We start from the raw sequence: 14,123 nt of genomic DNA on the forward strand, positions 1-14,123 counted from the left end.
ATGCAGGTAACACGGCAGCGTCGGATGAAGGAGAAGGAGCACGTCAGCCTTTTCGGCAGACGTGTCGGGCGCCGGACCCTGCTGGTGACGTCGGGCATCGCTGTCGCCCTCGCCGTCACCGGCACCGCGGTCGCCTCCACGCACCAGTTCGGCACCCAGCAGGTCGGCCAGGTCACCGCGGACGGCCAGGTCGTCTCCGCCGACCAGTACATCGCGCCGTACGGCAACCGCACCGTCATCAACGACGGCAAGATCATGTCGTCCTCGGTCAGCCCGGACGGCACCCACCTCGCGGCCGCCGTGACCGACGGTGACGCGTCGCTGGTCGTCATGGATCTGAAGACCGGGCAGGTGAAGCAGAAGGTCGGCACCAACGCGGCGGACGACCTGCGCATCAAGAGCGGCTCGGTCGGCCAGGAGGGACCGTCGTACTCGCCCGACGGCAAGCAGCTGTGGCTCGGCCAGAGCGACGGCTACACCAAGTTCACCGTCAACGCGGACGGCACCCTCGCGAGCCCGACCACCGTGTCGATCCCGGTCGACGGCTCCAAGCACGCGCTCGTGGGTGCCGCCGTCTTCTCCGCCGACGGCTCCACGGTGTACTCCGCGGTCAACGGCCAGAACAAGGTGGTCGCCATCGACGCGGCGACCGGAACCATCAAGCAGAGCTGGGCCGTCGGCAACGCGCCCCGTGGACTCGCCCTGGTCGGCGGCAAGTTGTACGTCAGCAACGAGGGCGGGCGCCCGGCGAAGGCCGGCGACACCACGATCAACTCCTACGGCACCCAGGTCGTGGCGAACCCGGACACCGGCGCCAGCACCACCGGCACGGTCAGTGTCATCGACACGGCCGACCCTTCCGCCGCCGTCGGGAGCATCGACGTCGGTCTGCACCCGACCGCCGTGTACGCGAAGAACGGCGCGGTGTTCGTCACCAACACCGCCGACAACAACGTGTCGGTCATCGACAGCCGCAAGGACAAGGTCGTCCAGACCATCTCCACCCAGCCCTGGCCCGAGGCGTCGGTCGGCTACGGGCCCAACGCCGTGACCCTCACCGACGACGGCCGTCTGCTGGTGACGCTCGGCCGCGCGAACGCGGTCGCCGTCTACCGCTACAAGTCCGCGCAGGCGCCCGCCAGTTACGTGGGCCTGCTCCCCACGGACTACTTCCCCTCGGAGATCACCACCGTGGGCAAGAACGTGGTCGTCTCCAACACTCGTGGCATCGACGCCCGCCGTCCCTCCACCACCGGCGGCCACGGCACCCACGACACCACGTCGAGCCTGACGCAGTTCACGCTGCCGGACGACCGCACCGTCAGGTCCCAGACGGCCAAGGTCTTCAAGCAGAACGGCTGGACGCCCGGCTCGGTCACGACGTCCAAGGGCAAGAGCCACGCCAAGCCCGTGCCGGTCCCGGTGCGGCTCGGCGACCCCTCGACGATCAAGCACGTCTTCCTGCTCGTCAAGGAGAACCGGACCTACGACCAGGTCTTCGGTGACATGCCGCAGGGCGACGGCGACCCGACGTTCACCCAGTTCGGCGAGAACGTGACGCCCAACCAGCACGCGCTGGCCCAGCAGTTCGGGCTCTACGACAACTTCTACGACATCGGCACGAACTCCGCCGAGGGCCACAACTGGCTGATGCAGTCCGACAATCCGGAGTACACGGAGTCGTCGGCCGGCGAGTACACGCGCAGCTACGACACCGAGAACGACGTCCTCGGCCACCAGAAGAGCGGCTTCATCTGGTCCGGCGCACAGGCCGTCGGCAAGTCCGTCAAGGACTACGGCGAGTTCCAGTCGGTCGAGAGCAAGCCGGCCGGCGCCACCTGGCAGAACCTGTACTGCGACGCCAAGACCATGGACTCGACCGGGGCGAAGACGGCGTACCCGATCCAGACGGGTTCGGCGATCCCGTCGCTCAACAAGGTGTCGGTGCCCGGCTTCCCGCTGTTCGACCTCGACGTGCCGGACGTCTACAAGTACCAGATCTGGAAGCAGGACTTCGAGAAGAACGGTCCGGCGAACCTGAACATGTTCTGGTTCTCCAACGACCACACCGGTGGCCCGCCGAGCCCCGCCGCCGAGGTCGCGGACAACGACCTCGCGGTCGGCAAGATGGTCGACGAGATCTCGCACAGCAAGTACTGGAAGGACTCGGCGATCTTCGTGGTCGAGGACGACTCCCAGGCCGGCCTCGACCACGTCGACGGCCACCGTGCCCCGGTCCAGATCATCAGCCCCTGGTCCCAGCACGGCAAGGTCGACAACCACTACTACTCGCAGATCACGATGATCCGCACCGTCGAGCAGATCCTCGGGATCCACCCGATGAACCAGAAGGACAGCGCGGCGACCCCGATGTACGGGGCGTTCAGCCGGAAGCCGGACAGCACGCCGTTCAAGGCGCAGGCCAACCGGACCTCGCTGACCGACGGTCTGAGCACCCTGCCTCCCTGTGGCGCGGACACCCCGGCACCGCAGGACGCCAAGGCGTCCCCCGCGCCGACGGCGGCGAAGGTGCCGGCGGACAAGCAGAATCTCGCGGCGCAGTGGAAGACGTGGGAGTCGCACCAGCGGCTCACCGGCCCCCACGCCGTGCCCGACTACGCCAACCCGGCGCAGATGAACCGCCTCACCTGGTACGAGACGCACAACTGGACCAAGCCGTACCCCGGTGACAGCAAGGTCTACGCGCCCGCCGACGTACCGGGCGCCTACCTCCCGTCGCCGGAGAACGACGGCTGACGCAGCCGCGCGAGGCGTCAAGGAGCCCCTGGCCGGCGACACCGCCGGCAGGGGCGCCTTGGCCCCGCGGCGGAGGTCAGACGGTCGACAGATCGACCGCCCGGTCGACGTCCTGCGGCTGGAGCACCCGCAAAATGCCTTCCATCAGGTAGTAGTCGGCGTACGGGAGGGAGACCTCGATGCCGTCCTCGGCCGGCCGGTTGCGGGTGCACCGGGCCACCACCGCGTCCGCGCGGGCCGAGTTCTTCGTCAGGCAGGTCGTCGACAGCGCCGTGAGCATGCGCAGCGCCACGTCACGATAGGCCTGCCGGCCGGTGGCGGCGGCGAGATCGAGCAGCCCGCATGCCATGACGGCACCGGCGGACGCGTCCTTGACGTCGTACGGCTGCTGCGGCGCGCGGTAGTCCCACACGGGAACGTGGTCCGGGCTGAGCGCACCCACCGCGAAGTCCGCGAGTCTGCCGGCGGTGACCAGGAACTCCTTGTTCCCCGTCCTGCGATACATGGTGGTGAACCCGTAGACGCCCCAGGCCTGTCCACGGGACCAGCAGGAGGTGGGGCTGTAACCCTGCACGGTGTCGGGGCCGATGGGGGCGCCGCTGCCCGGATCGAAGTCGTAGACGTGCGGGGTGGACCCGTCCGCGCGCGGAAAGACCTGCTGCGCGGTCCTCGCGTGCTCGACCGCGATGTCCAGGTACGTGGCGTCACCGGTCTGCCGGCTCGCGAACGCCAGCAGATCGAGGTTCATGATGGTGTCCATGATGACCCGGCCCGCGTTCGTCTGATCGGTCAGTGCGCCCCAGGCCCGGATGAAGTGCCCGCGCGGGTTGTAGCGCTGGATGAGGGAGTCGGCGGCCCGCACCGCACCCGTCCGCCACGCCTCGTCGCCCGTCAACCGCCAGGCGGTGACCCACGACGGATAGAACAGGAATCCCAAGTCGTGTGTGCTGGTGTCGTTTTGACGGGGAGCCAGCTTCTGTGCGGATGCCAGAGCCCAGGTGCGGAAGGCCTCGTCCTTGCTGCGCAGGTACGCCATCCACAGCGTCCCCGGCCAGAACCCGCCGACCCAGTCGCCGTTCTGGGAGTACGTCCACTTCTCGAACTTCGTCCCGACGGGGAAACCGGTCACCCCCGGCGCCACGGAACGGACCTTCTCGACGGCGTAGTCGACCGCCGCGCCGAGCGTGCGCAGCGTCGCCGCCGGCGTCCCGCCCTCGACCGCGCCGGCGGCCGGCGCCGCGGTCACACAGGCGGCCGCGGCACCGGCTGCCGTGGACAGCACCGTACGCCGGGAAAGGGTCATGGCTGTGCCTCCAACTGGACGTGGGGAGAGCGGAGTTGGATGAGCGTCGCACATCGGGGTGGGCTACGTACACCCACGTGAGTCATGTTCATCTATGTGAACGCGCCTGGGAGGCCGAACTCGGCGAGCAGGCCGGGTCCGCCCCCGAAGACGTGGATGTGGCTGATGCCGGTGCCGGTCACGGTGAGGACTCCGAGTCCGAATGCTCGGTAACTCCCGTCGGGAGCACGGTAGTAGGCGGCCGCGGCCGGTTGCCCGTTCGCGGAGGCCGGGATCATCCGCCAGTCTCCGGGAGAGCCGATGACGCGCGTGAGATAGCCCAGGCAGGTCCGCTTGCCGGAGAACCACGTGCGGGTGCCGATCATCTCGATCGCCGCGTCGGCGCGGAGCGCCTGTTCCAGAGCTTCGGTGTCGGCGTTCTGGAAGCCGGCGACGTACTTCTCGAGCAGGCTCAGGGCCCGGGGGTCGGAGGGCTCGACGAGGCGCTCGCGCTGCGGTGCCACCTCGTTGAGGCGGGCGCGGGCCCGCTGCAGCGTGCTCTTGACCGCCGGGATGGTGGTGCCGAGCATGGCGGCGACATCGGCGGCCGGGAAGGCGAGCACCTCACGCAGCAGGAGCACGGCCCGCTGCCGCGGGGGCAGATACTGCAGCCCCGCGATGAGCGCGAGCCGCAGGCTCTCGCGGCTCGTGACGATCGTGGCGGGGTCCGCCGACTGCGCGGCGACCAGCGCGTCCGGCATGGGCTGCACCCAGGCGATGTCGGGGCCCGCGGGTTCGGGCTGGGTCTCGACGTCGGCGGTGGGAGCGCCCAGGCCAGACGGCAGGGCACGACGGCCGCGATGGTCGAGCGCGGTCAGGCAGGCGTTGGTGGCGATGCGATACAGCCAGACCCGCAGCGACGACCGGCCCTCGAAGCCGCCGTAGCCCCGCCATGCCCGCAGATAGGTTTCCTGGACGAGGTCCTCGGCCTCGTCCGCCGATCCGAGCATGCGGTAACAGTGCGCCAGCAACTCTCGCCGCAACGGCTCGGTGCGGCGGGTGAATTCGTCCGCGTCGGCCCCCACGCCCGTCCTGCCCGTCATGGTCGCCCCGTTCAGTCGGTGCCGGAAGTGGTCAAGGGCTCGAGACCCAGCTTGGGCCGCACCCACGAGGCCATCCGCCGGACGGCCTCGTCCGCCTCCGGCGCCCGGCCCGCGGCCATCTGGAACGTGTGCAACATGCCGGGAAACACGTCCAGTTGTACGTCGACGCCGGCCTTGCGCGCGTACTCGTCCAGACGCCGCGCGTCGTCGAGCAGCGTCTCGTCCCCGCCCACCTGGATGTAGAGCGGGCCGAGTCCGGACAGGTCCGCGTGGATCGGACCGGCCAGCGGATCGCGCGGGTCACCGCCCGGGCCCAGGAAGATGCCCGCGAACTGGCGCACCGACTCCTGGAGGAAGAAAGGGTCCCGGTCCCGGTTGGTGGCGTACGACTCGCCGTTCGCCTCCAGGTCCACCCACGGGGAGATCAGGAGCGCGGCGGCCGGCAGGGGCAAACCCCGCTGCCGCGCCCGTAGTTGGGTCGTGATCGCCAGGCCGCCACCGGCGGAGTCGCCCGCGAACGCGATCCGGTCGGCGCGTATCCCCTGGTCCAGCAGCCACCGGTACACGGCGGTCGCGTCGTCCACCTGGGCGGGGTGGGTGTGAGCGGGGGCGAGACGGTAGCCGAAGACGAGGGCCCTGGTCCCGGTCGCCTTGGCCAGATGGCCGAACATCTTGCGGTGGGTGTAGATCGAACCGCTGAGGTATCCACCCCCGTGCATGCACAGCAGCACCCGGTCGTCCGCGCTGCGCTTCGGCGAGGCCCACATCGCGGGCACACCGCCCGCGTCGGTCTCGGCGTAGTCGACCTCGCGTGGTTCGGCCGTCAGATCGCCCCAGGACTCGTCGTCCAGCGGCCCGGCGCCCGGTTCCACCATGGCGCGGCGCGCCGCCGTCCAGTGCCTGCGGACCGCCTCCGCCTGCCTGCTCGGCATGATCACGCCTCCTCGTCCGCGGCGGCGGCGCGCTCGGGGCAGTTGTGGAACGCCTGCACCCGCCAGTCACCGTCCTGCCGGGCCAGCACCCAGGTCTCCAGGGCACGGTTCGCGGGGTCGGGTGCGCTCTGATCGGCAAGGAGCACCACCCCCTTGCTGATCACCACGGCCGCGTCGGCGCTGACGAACCTGATGTCCTGCACCTCGTGCCGGGCGGACGAGCCCTTCAGCTCACCCGCGAAAAGGGTCGCCATCGTGTCCTTGATCGCCTTCCTGCCGGGCAGGTAGGCGCCGGGCAGCACCGCGCTCGCGGTCTCGGCGTAGGGCGCCACGAAGGCGTCCGCGTCGTTGTCGGCCCAGGCCGCGTAGATCGAGTCCAGCACCGCGCGTACCGCGCGGTCGGCGTCGCCCCATGTGTTGTCGCTGGTCATGACGGTCTCCTCGACATCGTGCGTCGTCTCGCTCCGCGGTTTCCGCCGGTGCGTGGCCGTACTCGTCCGCGCTCGGCCGCGAAGCCTTCGTCAATACAGACCGCCGGGGCCGCAAAAGGAATCGGCGAGCTTCGGCCCGCCCCGCTCGTGCCGCGGCCCGGTCAGCCCTCGCGGCGCAGCGCCGCAGGCGGCGTACCGGGGTGGGAGCGCAGCACCCGGCTCAGATGCTCCTGGTGCGAGAAGCCGCAGGCGGCCGCCACCTGGGCGATGGGCATGGTCCCCGCGCGCAGCAGGCGGGCCGCCTGATCCACGCGCAGCCGTACGAGGTACCGGTGCGGGGGAGACCCCGTACGGGCCTTGAACTGCCGGGCGAACTGGCTGACGCTCAAGCCCGTGGCCGAGGCGAGGTCCTCCAGTGACAGCGGTTCGGAGAGCCGGGCGGCGAGAAGTTCCCGGACGGCCGCGAACTGCCGGTCCCCGAGGCCCGGTTGCGGTCCCGCCGGTTCGGTGCCGCGTCGGCGGACGCTGTGCGGCGGGCCGGCTGTGCCGCGATCATCAGCGCGAGCCGGCGACGGCCCGGCGGCGCCGCGGACGTGTCCGAGGCGACCCGCCTGCTCCGGGAGGCGCTGACGGCGGTGCTGTGCCGGACCGGGTGACGACCGGTCGGCGCCGGGCGGGGGGACAGTGCCGTGTACCCCGCCACTACGGCCAGCGCCCACAGGGCCATCCAGAGGACGGCCGGTCCCAGCAGGCCGGAGGCGTCGTAGAGGCCGAGGACGGTCAGGGGCGCGCTGGCCGCGAGGATCGAGCCGAGGAGGCGTAACGCGGCGAGGTGGGACGACGCCCACCACAGGCCGGCCGCCACGAGTGCGGGGCCGGCCATGCCGACGAAGGCCAACGACACACTGCGCAGACCGGCGGCGAGGAGCGGCACGAGGCGGACCCGCGCGACGCTCACGCCGTGCGGGTCCTGCACCCCGGCCGCCGCCGGCGTTCCGCTCGTACCCCCGCCGCGGCGGTCTCCCATCCCCCTGCCTCCCCTCACGGGACCCGACGGGCCCCGTCCCCCGTTCCATTGAGCGCGCGGACGTCGGAAGGACTAGTACTCGTCCCGCTTGACCACGCACAGGGCCCAGATGATGAAGCCCGAGAAGGCGATCATCACGACGGACCAGACCGGGGAGTACGGCAGCGAAAGGAAGTTGGCGATGACGATCAGCCCCGCGATCGCCACGCCGGAGACGCGCGCCCATGTGGCCGCCGTGAACAGCCCGAAGCTGACGCCCACGGCGATGACGCCCAGGACGAGGTGGATCCAGCCCCAGCTGGTCAGGTCGAACTGGAAGACGTAGTTGCGCGTGGTGACGAAGACATCGTCCTCGGCGATCGCCATGATGCCGCGGAAGATGGCGAGCAGCCCGGCGATCGTCAGCATGACGGCGCCGAAGGTCACCAGGCCGGAGGCCCACTCCTGCTTCGCCGATTCCCGGTGCGTGGGCTGTGTGGGGTGTGTGGCGGTCATCCTCAGTACCTCGTTTCGTTCGGACCGGCGTGCTCAGCGCCCGGACGTGGTGGTCGCGCCGGGACGGGTTCCGCTGCCGTGACCGCTCAGAACCAGGTCCTTCGCCCTCGCGAACTCCTCGTCGGTGATGTCGCCGCGGGCGCGGATCTCGGACAGCTTGGCGAGCTCGTCGGCGCTGCTGGGCGCGCCGGCACCCTTGGCCGTCTCGCGGACGTAGGAGTCGAAGGCGTGCTGCTGAGCCTGGTGCTCCGCAACCTCCCGGCGGCCCATGTTCTTGCCGCGTGCGATCACGTAGACGAAGACGCCCAGGAAGGGCAGCACGATGACGAAGACCAGCCAGCCTGCCTTGCCCCAGCCGCTCATGGTGTCGTCACGGAAGATGTCGACGATGATCCGGAAGAGCAGGATGAACCACATGATCCACAGGAAGAACACCAGCATGGACCAGAAGATGCTCAGCATCGGATAGTCGTACGCGAGGTACGTGGGCGTGCTCATGTCTCTCCCTCCGTCCCGGGCTTGCGCCCGGCGACCTGCTACTGCGTTTCTCAGCGTGCCCACGGCAAGCCCCGGGCGGCCTCACCCGGCACGGGTGAGCGGTAGCCGGACAGCGTCACTCCTCGGCCTCCGCGCCGCCGAGAAGGGCCTCGGCCTGCCGGTACCGGGCGCTGGTGGCGACGGCCTCGCCGAGGGCCATGCCCGAGATGGCGACGACGAAGATGCTGATCAGCCAGGACAGGAGCGTGAAGACGGGGCCGAGCGGCCCGAACTCGTCGAGGCTGCGCTGCATGGCGTGGGACAGCAGCAGATGGCCGGCCCAGCTCAGGGTGATCGTGCCGACCCCCGCCAGGACCGCTCCTGGCAGCAGGCTCAACCAGCCGATCCTGCCGCTCAGCAGCAGATGCTGGGACCACCACCACAGCAGAACGGCTCCCGCCAGGGACAGCGCCAGGCCGGTGGCCGGGCCGATGCCGAAGCCCCGCCGCAGGGGAGCCTGGACGAGCATGAAGGCCAGCCACACCACGAGCCAGATGAGTCAGCGCCAGATCGCCGCCCGCATCGGCGCCCGGGGCAGGTGCCAGCAGCGTTCACACACGGCCTGCAGGGCGCGGCTGAACGCGGTGGCGGACGCGAGGGTCAGCAGCGCGCCCAGGGCACCGACGGAATGCCGTGTCGAGCTGCCGGCGGAGTAGGTGCGTCTCACTTCGTCGAGCGTCTCGCCGTGCACGCCCAGGACCGAACCGATCGAGTCGACCAGCAGATGCTGCATGCCGGGCGGCGCGAACGCGGCCACGGTCATCAGCAGGGGGAGCGCCGCCAGGAACGCCTGCGCGGCCAGCCTCATGGCACCCTCCACGAGGTTGAGCGCGGCCAGCCGGGGCAGCATCCGGCCCAGCGGGCCGGCCCTCAGGCTCGCCGCCGCCTGGACCGCGCGCTCCCTGCGGGTGGCCGGTGCGGCGTCCCTGGCCATGGCTCACGTGACCGCGTGCCCCGGTTCGTCGGCGGCGTCGGAGGCGGGACCCGCGGCCGCGAGCACGGCGGCGATCGCCAGCGCGACCAGGACCAGGACGAGTACGAGGACCACGGCGCCGACGGTCGGCCGGTTCCAGAGGACGAGGACCAGGGCGCCCGCCCCGATGGTCAGGCCGACGGTCCACGACTGGTGGGCGGACAGCCAGCGTCCGGTGAGGCCGGTGTTCATCCCGATGCGGCGCAGCCCCTGTCCGGCGGCCGTCGCCCCCCGCCCGGCCAGGCCGCGCACACCGCGGGCCGCCCGGCCGGGGCCGTAGAGGTAGGCGGTGAGTGCCGCGAGCAGGGAGACGACGAGCAGCGTGCGGGTGCTCGCGCGCAGGAAGCGGATGAAGGTGTCGAAGATGACCGCGGCGGCGTCGCTGGGCAGCGTGGCCGAGGGGACGGAGTCGAGGTAGACCCGTCGTGCGACGGCCAGGGCGACCAGCAGCAGTACCGCCATCACGGCGACACCGATGCCGACGACGATCACCATCAGCCGGTGGTTCGGAGCGGTCCACACGGTGAGGGCCGCGAAGGCGAGGGTCAGGATGGGCAGCCAGGTGCCGACGATGTCCAGCAGCCGCATCCCGTTCTGCGCCTTGTGCAACTGCTGGGTCTTGAACAGCGTGATGGTGCGGTCGACGTTCGGGATGGCCGAGGCCTTCTGGAAGCCCGCGTCGACGAGGCGCCGGCGCACCTGGTCGACGACGGTTCCGACGTCGAGCTGAATCGTGTCGCCGTTGGCCTGCAGCGAGCCCGAACGCGATCCGGTGAGCATGTTCACCACGGCGGCGTGCGCCCGCCGGTTGGCACCCACCCAGGCTTCCTGGAACGCATCGCTGGTGATCACGCGGCTCACATTGCGCTGCACGACGGTGTGCACCGTGGAGCGCAGCGGCCCGGTGAGGGCCTCGGACCCCTGCACCACGCGCGGCGGAGCGCCGTTCTTCTTCAGCGTGTCGGTGATCGCGGTCGTCACCGCCGCGACGTCGATGCCGGCCACGACCCGGTCGGTGAGTCGGTTGATGAGGACCTTCTGCACGGCCGGATCCGAGGCCAGCGGCCTGACGGTCTGCACGTACCGGCCGGTGTCGGCGACCTCGTCGTGCACCCAGGCCGCGACGAGCGCGAGCGGTGCGAGCACCAAAGTCAGCACCACCAGGACGATGGAGCCCGCGCGGCGGGCCCGCCGGTGGCGCACCTTCGCCGCGCTCCTCAGCCGCACGTACTCCTCGTGTTCCGCGGCGGACATCACGTGTGAGGCCTCGGGGTTCGCGCCGGAATCCGGCGGGACAGAGGTCGAAGCGGGATTCATCCGGTCTCCCTCGTCGGTCCGCACCCGGTAGCGGTCTCGGTCAACCGCCGAGGGACGTCGCGCCGTCGGGCACGGAGGGGCCCGTGTCGCCCTTGAGACCCGACCTGCGCAGCGCGGCCCGCCAGGCCAAGGCGAGCACCAGTTCGGCCATGCCGAGCAGCACGAGCCACAGTCCGAGCAGCCGGGTCAGCGCGCGGGCCGACTCGGTCGGCATGGCCAGGACGACGATCCCGGCGACGATGCCGATCACGGCGGCCCCCAGCACGAAGCCACGGTGTGGCATGTCCTCGGCGGCGATCGCCGTGTAGAGGGTCAGAATCCCGGTCACCAGCCAGACCACGCCGACGATCAGCGAGACCGCGGCGATGGTCTGGAGAGGGTTGCGCAGGCACAGGACGCCGGCCAGGACGTACAGGACGGACATCGCGAGGGAGACGATGCGCTCGACGAGCCCGACGCCCGCGAACACCGCGACGAACCGGAAGGCTGCGTTCACCAGCAGGTAGAGGCCGATCAGGACGGCCAGTACATGCAGCGTCTCGTCCGGCCAGACCAGCACCAGGACACCCGGCACCAGCGTCATGATCGCGGAGGCCAGAACCCAGGTCCAGGAGCGGCCGAGCTGTTCCAGCGCCTTCGCGGCACCGTCGGCCTGGCCGCGTGCCCGGCCGGCAGCCACCCCGTCGGGGCTGTGCTCCGGCCCGGTGCGCGGTGCCGGGCCACGGGGAATGGTCATGGCTCCTCCTCGCTGGACGAGCGGTTCGGATCCGGACCGCCGGCGGGGCCGTGGACGGGGGCCTCACGAGGCCAGCGTCCCGCGTGGCACCGGCCGCGGGGTCACCCGTCCCGGGTGATCCGCCTGCTGCGCCGTGCCGGTGGGCTGTACCCGGAGACGTTGCGAGGAGCAAGGCGGGATGAGCGATCTCCAGGCTACTGCCGCACCGGACCAGGAGGTTGTGCCATGACCGTACCGAGCTCCTTCACCGCGGCCCTGTCGCCCGCCGAGCGCGTGGCGATCGGCCGTAACGCCCGGTCCCGTGCGTCGCGTTCGTGCCACGGGTGGTTCGAGGCCGGCCAGGACCGGTTCGACCCGATCGGGGTGATTGAGCGTCAGTCGGCGACCCGGGTGCCCGAACTCGTGCCCATCCGCTACGGCCGCATGCTCGAGTCGCCGTTCCGCTTCTACCGCGGCGCCGCGTCGATCATGGCCGCGGACCTCGGGCCCACCCCCAACTCCGGGTTGTGGGTGCAACTTTGCGGAGACGCCCACCTGCTGAACTTCCGGCTCCTCGCCTCTCCGGAACGGCATCTCGTCTTCGACATCAACGACTTCGACGAGACCCTGCCCGGGCCGTTCGAGTGGGACGTCAAGCGCCTGACGACCAGCTTCGCGATCGCCGGCCGGGCCAACGGCTTCTCCGTCAAGCAGCAGAACTCCGCCGTACTGACCTGCGTGCGGGCCTACCGGGAGCGGATGCGCGAGTTCGCCGGCATGCGCACCCTGGACATCTGGTACGCCCAGGACGACGTCGACTCGCTGCGGGAACTGATGTCCTCGTTGATGGACAAAGAGGCCAGGCGCCGCACCGCCCGCGCCACGGCACAGGCCCGCACCCGCACCGGCATGCAGGCGTTCGAGAAGCTCACCCGCGTCACGTCCGAGGGCCGGCGGATCACCCCTGACCCGCCGCTGATCACCCCGCTCGGCGATCTGATGTCCGGTTCCGCGGAGGAGGAGAAGTCGCTGCAGACCGTCCTGGAGGGGTACGCGCCCACCCTGTCGTCCGAACGCCGGCATCTGCTGCGCCACTATCACGTGGTCGACATGGCCCGGAAGGTGGTGGGCGTCGGCAGCGTCGGCACCCGCTGCTGGATCGTGCTCCTGCGCGGCAGGGACGACGAGGACCCGCTGCTGCTCCAGGCCAAGGAGGCCCAGGAGTCGGTGCTGTCAGCGCAGACGGGCGGTGACCGATACGACAATCAAGGTCGCCGTGTCGTCACCGGACAGCGCCTGATCCAGACCACCAGCGACATCTTCCTGGGCTGGACCCATGTGCTGGGCATCGACGGCAAGGAACGCGACTTCTACGTACGGCAGTTGCGCGACTGGAAGGGCATCGCCCGCCCGGAGACCATGGGACCGGACCTGCTGAACCTCTTCGCCCAGCTGTGCGGCGCCTCCCTGGCCCGGGCCCACGCCCGCTCCGGCGACCCGATCGCCATCGCCGCCTACCTGGGCGGCAGCGACCGCTTCGACCGCGCCCTCACCGAGTTCGCGCAGTCCTACGCCGACCAGAACGAGCGCGACTACGACGCGCTCGCCACGGCATCCAGTTCAGGCCGGGTCAGCGCCCAGGACATGTGAGCACGCTCGCCTCACGTCTCCGGAAGCTGCCTCATCTCCAGGACGTGCAGGCCCAGCGACTGGAAGCGCGTCAGCAGTCCGTACAGGTGGGCCTCGTCGACGACGGGCCCGAACAGCACCGTCTGGCCGGACATCAGCACGTGGTCGAGCTCCGGGAAGGCCTTGGCCAGCGTCTCCGACATATGTCCGTCGACTCGGATCTCGTAGCGCATGAGCTCTGCTCCCACGGGGGCCGGGGGCTCGGGGAAGTGGTCTGCTCCCCGCTCTGCGATCGTCCGCCCGGGCGGCCCACCTGGCCTCACCCCGCACGTGTGACCCGAGTCAGTGCGTCAGGATGATCTTGAAGGAGAGGATCAGCAGCCCCAGGAGCAGGTTGATCAGGGCGGTGGCCGTCATGAGGCGCCAGGAGGCGCCGGCACGCCGGGCCGCGGCGACGGACCACCCCACCTGCCCCGCCACCGCGACGGAGAGCGCCAGCCAGACGGTTCCCTGCACGTCGAGAGCCAGCAGCGGGCTGATCGCCACCGCGACGGCCGGCGGCACAGCGGCCTTGACGATGGGCCACTCGTCGCGGCACACGCGGAGCACCGTGTGGCGGTCCAGGGGCTGCTGCGCCAGCCGCGCCCCGAAGAGCTGGGCGTGCACGTGCCCGATCCAGAACACCAATCCGGTGAGCAGCAACAGCAGCACCAGTTGCAGCCGCGGGAACGACCCCAGGGCGCCGGCGCCGATCACCACCGAGGCGGCCAGCATGGAACCGTAGACGCCCCCGGTGTAGTCCGCGTGGGCCCGTCGCTCGGCCGCACGGGTACGGGCGGTGGTCGGGTCGGTTCTGGACATCGGGCTCCTCGCGGTCAGCCACTCCCATCGCACCGGAGGCGGCGGACCGGCGGCTCACCCGTCG

Annotated in this window: 16 protein-coding genes; 2 read left to right on the forward strand and 14 right to left on the reverse strand. The window is 70.7% G+C overall.

Going from position 1 to position 14,123, the window contains the following annotated elements; translation table 11 throughout:
- On the forward strand, positions 1 to 2,757 hold the full coding sequence (locus ACGFYN_RS30735) for a phosphoesterase (protein WP_393869162.1): 2,757 nt from the start codon (positions 1 to 3) through the stop codon (positions 2,755 to 2,757).
- A 76-nt stretch (positions 2,758 to 2,833) separates the two neighbouring features.
- Here ACGFYN_RS30735 and ACGFYN_RS30740 read toward each other — a convergent pair whose 3' ends face one another.
- From ACGFYN_RS30740 to ACGFYN_RS30795, 12 genes are all read right to left on the reverse strand, one after another.
- Entirely contained in the window at positions 2,834 to 4,060 is a 1,227-nt protein-coding gene (locus ACGFYN_RS30740) for a glycoside hydrolase family 88 protein (RefSeq protein WP_393869163.1), read from the reverse strand.
- 92 nt (positions 4,061 to 4,152) lie between these two features.
- A complete protein-coding gene (locus ACGFYN_RS30745) occupies positions 4,153 to 5,142 on the reverse strand; it encodes a sigma-70 family RNA polymerase sigma factor (protein ID WP_393869164.1) in 990 nt (329 codons plus the stop codon).
- Between the two features lie 11 nt (positions 5,143 to 5,153).
- Positions 5,154 to 6,074: an alpha/beta hydrolase gene (locus ACGFYN_RS30750; protein ID WP_393869165.1), complete on the reverse strand. Its 921-nt coding sequence runs from the start codon at positions 6,072 to 6,074 to the stop codon at positions 5,154 to 5,156.
- Positions 6,075 to 6,076: 2 nt separating this feature from the next.
- Positions 6,077 to 6,505 (reverse strand): SgcJ/EcaC family oxidoreductase, encoded by a 429-nt coding sequence (locus tag ACGFYN_RS30755; protein ID WP_393869166.1) that lies wholly within the window; start codon positions 6,503 to 6,505, stop codon positions 6,077 to 6,079.
- Between the two features lie 161 nt (positions 6,506 to 6,666).
- A complete protein-coding gene (locus ACGFYN_RS30760) occupies positions 6,667 to 6,894 on the reverse strand; it encodes a helix-turn-helix domain-containing protein (protein ID WP_393869167.1) in 228 nt (75 codons plus the stop codon).
- A complete protein-coding gene (locus ACGFYN_RS30765; RefSeq protein WP_393869168.1) occupies positions 6,891 to 7,532 on the reverse strand; it encodes a hypothetical protein in 642 nt (213 codons plus the stop codon). The genes ACGFYN_RS30760 and ACGFYN_RS30765 overlap by 4 nt, the downstream gene beginning before the upstream one ends.
- Positions 7,533 to 7,604: 72 nt before the next feature.
- Positions 7,605 to 8,027 carry a hypothetical protein gene (locus ACGFYN_RS30770; RefSeq protein WP_393869169.1) on the reverse strand — a complete coding sequence of 141 codons (423 nt, stop codon included), beginning with the start codon at positions 8,025 to 8,027 and terminating at the stop codon, positions 7,605 to 7,607.
- Positions 8,028 to 8,060: 33 nt separating this feature from the next.
- A complete protein-coding gene (locus tag ACGFYN_RS30775) occupies positions 8,061 to 8,525 on the reverse strand; it encodes an SHOCT domain-containing protein (protein WP_393869170.1) in 465 nt (154 codons plus the stop codon).
- A 115-nt stretch (positions 8,526 to 8,640) separates the two neighbouring features.
- Positions 8,641 to 9,051, reverse strand: a complete 411-nt coding sequence (locus tag ACGFYN_RS30780) for a hypothetical protein (RefSeq protein WP_393869171.1) — start codon at positions 9,049 to 9,051, stop codon at positions 8,641 to 8,643.
- A 12-nt stretch (positions 9,052 to 9,063) separates the two neighbouring features.
- Positions 9,064 to 9,498, reverse strand: coding sequence for a hypothetical protein (locus ACGFYN_RS30785; protein ID WP_393869172.1), 435 nt, complete (start codon positions 9,496 to 9,498; stop codon positions 9,064 to 9,066).
- A 3-nt stretch (positions 9,499 to 9,501) separates the two neighbouring features.
- On the reverse strand, positions 9,502 to 10,854 hold the full coding sequence (locus ACGFYN_RS30790) for a hypothetical protein (protein ID WP_393869173.1): 1,353 nt from the start codon (positions 10,852 to 10,854) through the stop codon (positions 9,502 to 9,504).
- Between the two features lie 40 nt (positions 10,855 to 10,894).
- The gene (locus ACGFYN_RS30795) at positions 10,895 to 11,590 is read right to left on the reverse strand and encodes an HdeD family acid-resistance protein (RefSeq protein ID WP_393869174.1); all 696 of its coding nucleotides are present in this window, start codon (positions 11,588 to 11,590) and stop codon (positions 10,895 to 10,897) included.
- Positions 11,591 to 11,815: 225 nt separating this feature from the next.
- On the opposite strand from ACGFYN_RS30795, the gene ACGFYN_RS30800 reads away from it, so the two are divergent.
- Positions 11,816 to 13,219, forward strand: coding sequence for a DUF2252 domain-containing protein (locus ACGFYN_RS30800; RefSeq protein ID WP_393869175.1), 1,404 nt, complete (start codon positions 11,816 to 11,818; stop codon positions 13,217 to 13,219).
- Between the two features lie 11 nt (positions 13,220 to 13,230).
- On the opposite strand, the gene ACGFYN_RS30805 is transcribed toward ACGFYN_RS30800, so the two are convergent.
- Positions 13,231 to 13,431 (reverse strand): hypothetical protein, encoded by a 201-nt coding sequence (locus ACGFYN_RS30805; RefSeq protein ID WP_393869176.1) that lies wholly within the window; start codon positions 13,429 to 13,431, stop codon positions 13,231 to 13,233.
- Between the two features lie 109 nt (positions 13,432 to 13,540).
- Positions 13,541 to 14,059 carry a hypothetical protein gene (locus tag ACGFYN_RS30810; protein WP_393869177.1) on the reverse strand — a complete coding sequence of 173 codons (519 nt, stop codon included), beginning with the start codon at positions 14,057 to 14,059 and terminating at the stop codon, positions 13,541 to 13,543.
- Between the last annotated feature and the right edge of the window lie 64 nt (positions 14,060 to 14,123).

This window comes from Streptomyces sp. NPDC048419 (assembly GCF_043200415.1).
GTDB lineage: Bacteria > Actinomycetota > Actinomycetes > Streptomycetales > Streptomycetaceae > Streptomyces.

Coding starts and splice junctions, on each gene's coding strand:
- ACGFYN_RS30745 (WP_393869164.1), bottom strand. CDS start 5,142: ATGACGGGCAGGACGGGCGTGGGGGCCGACGCGGACGAATTCACCCGC.
- ACGFYN_RS30770 (WP_393869169.1), bottom strand. CDS start 8,027: ATGACCGCCACACACCCCACACAGCCCACGCACCGGGAATCGGCGAAG.
- ACGFYN_RS30755 (WP_393869166.1), bottom strand. CDS start 6,505: ATGACCAGCGACAACACATGGGGCGACGCCGACCGCGCGGTACGCGCG.
- ACGFYN_RS30790 (WP_393869173.1), bottom strand. CDS start 10,854: ATGAATCCCGCTTCGACCTCTGTCCCGCCGGATTCCGGCGCGAACCCC.
- ACGFYN_RS30775 (WP_393869170.1), bottom strand. CDS start 8,525: ATGAGCACGCCCACGTACCTCGCGTACGACTATCCGATGCTGAGCATC.
- ACGFYN_RS30805 (WP_393869176.1), bottom strand. CDS start 13,431: ATGCGCTACGAGATCCGAGTCGACGGACATATGTCGGAGACGCTGGCC.
- ACGFYN_RS30810 (WP_393869177.1), bottom strand. CDS start 14,059: ATGTCCAGAACCGACCCGACCACCGCCCGTACCCGTGCGGCCGAGCGA.
- ACGFYN_RS30740 (WP_393869163.1), bottom strand. CDS start 4,060: ATGACCCTTTCCCGGCGTACGGTGCTGTCCACGGCAGCCGGTGCCGCG.
- ACGFYN_RS30750 (WP_393869165.1), bottom strand. CDS start 6,074: ATGCCGAGCAGGCAGGCGGAGGCGGTCCGCAGGCACTGGACGGCGGCG.
- ACGFYN_RS30785 (WP_393869172.1), bottom strand. CDS start 9,498: ATGGCCAGGGACGCCGCACCGGCCACCCGCAGGGAGCGCGCGGTCCAG.
- ACGFYN_RS30735 (WP_393869162.1), top strand. CDS start 1: ATGCAGGTAACACGGCAGCGTCGGATGAAGGAGAAGGAGCACGTCAGC.
- ACGFYN_RS30765 (WP_393869168.1), bottom strand. CDS start 7,532: ATGGGAGACCGCCGCGGCGGGGGTACGAGCGGAACGCCGGCGGCGGCC.
- ACGFYN_RS30800 (WP_393869175.1), top strand. CDS start 11,816: ATGACCGTACCGAGCTCCTTCACCGCGGCCCTGTCGCCCGCCGAGCGC.
- ACGFYN_RS30795 (WP_393869174.1), bottom strand. CDS start 11,590: ATGACCATTCCCCGTGGCCCGGCACCGCGCACCGGGCCGGAGCACAGC.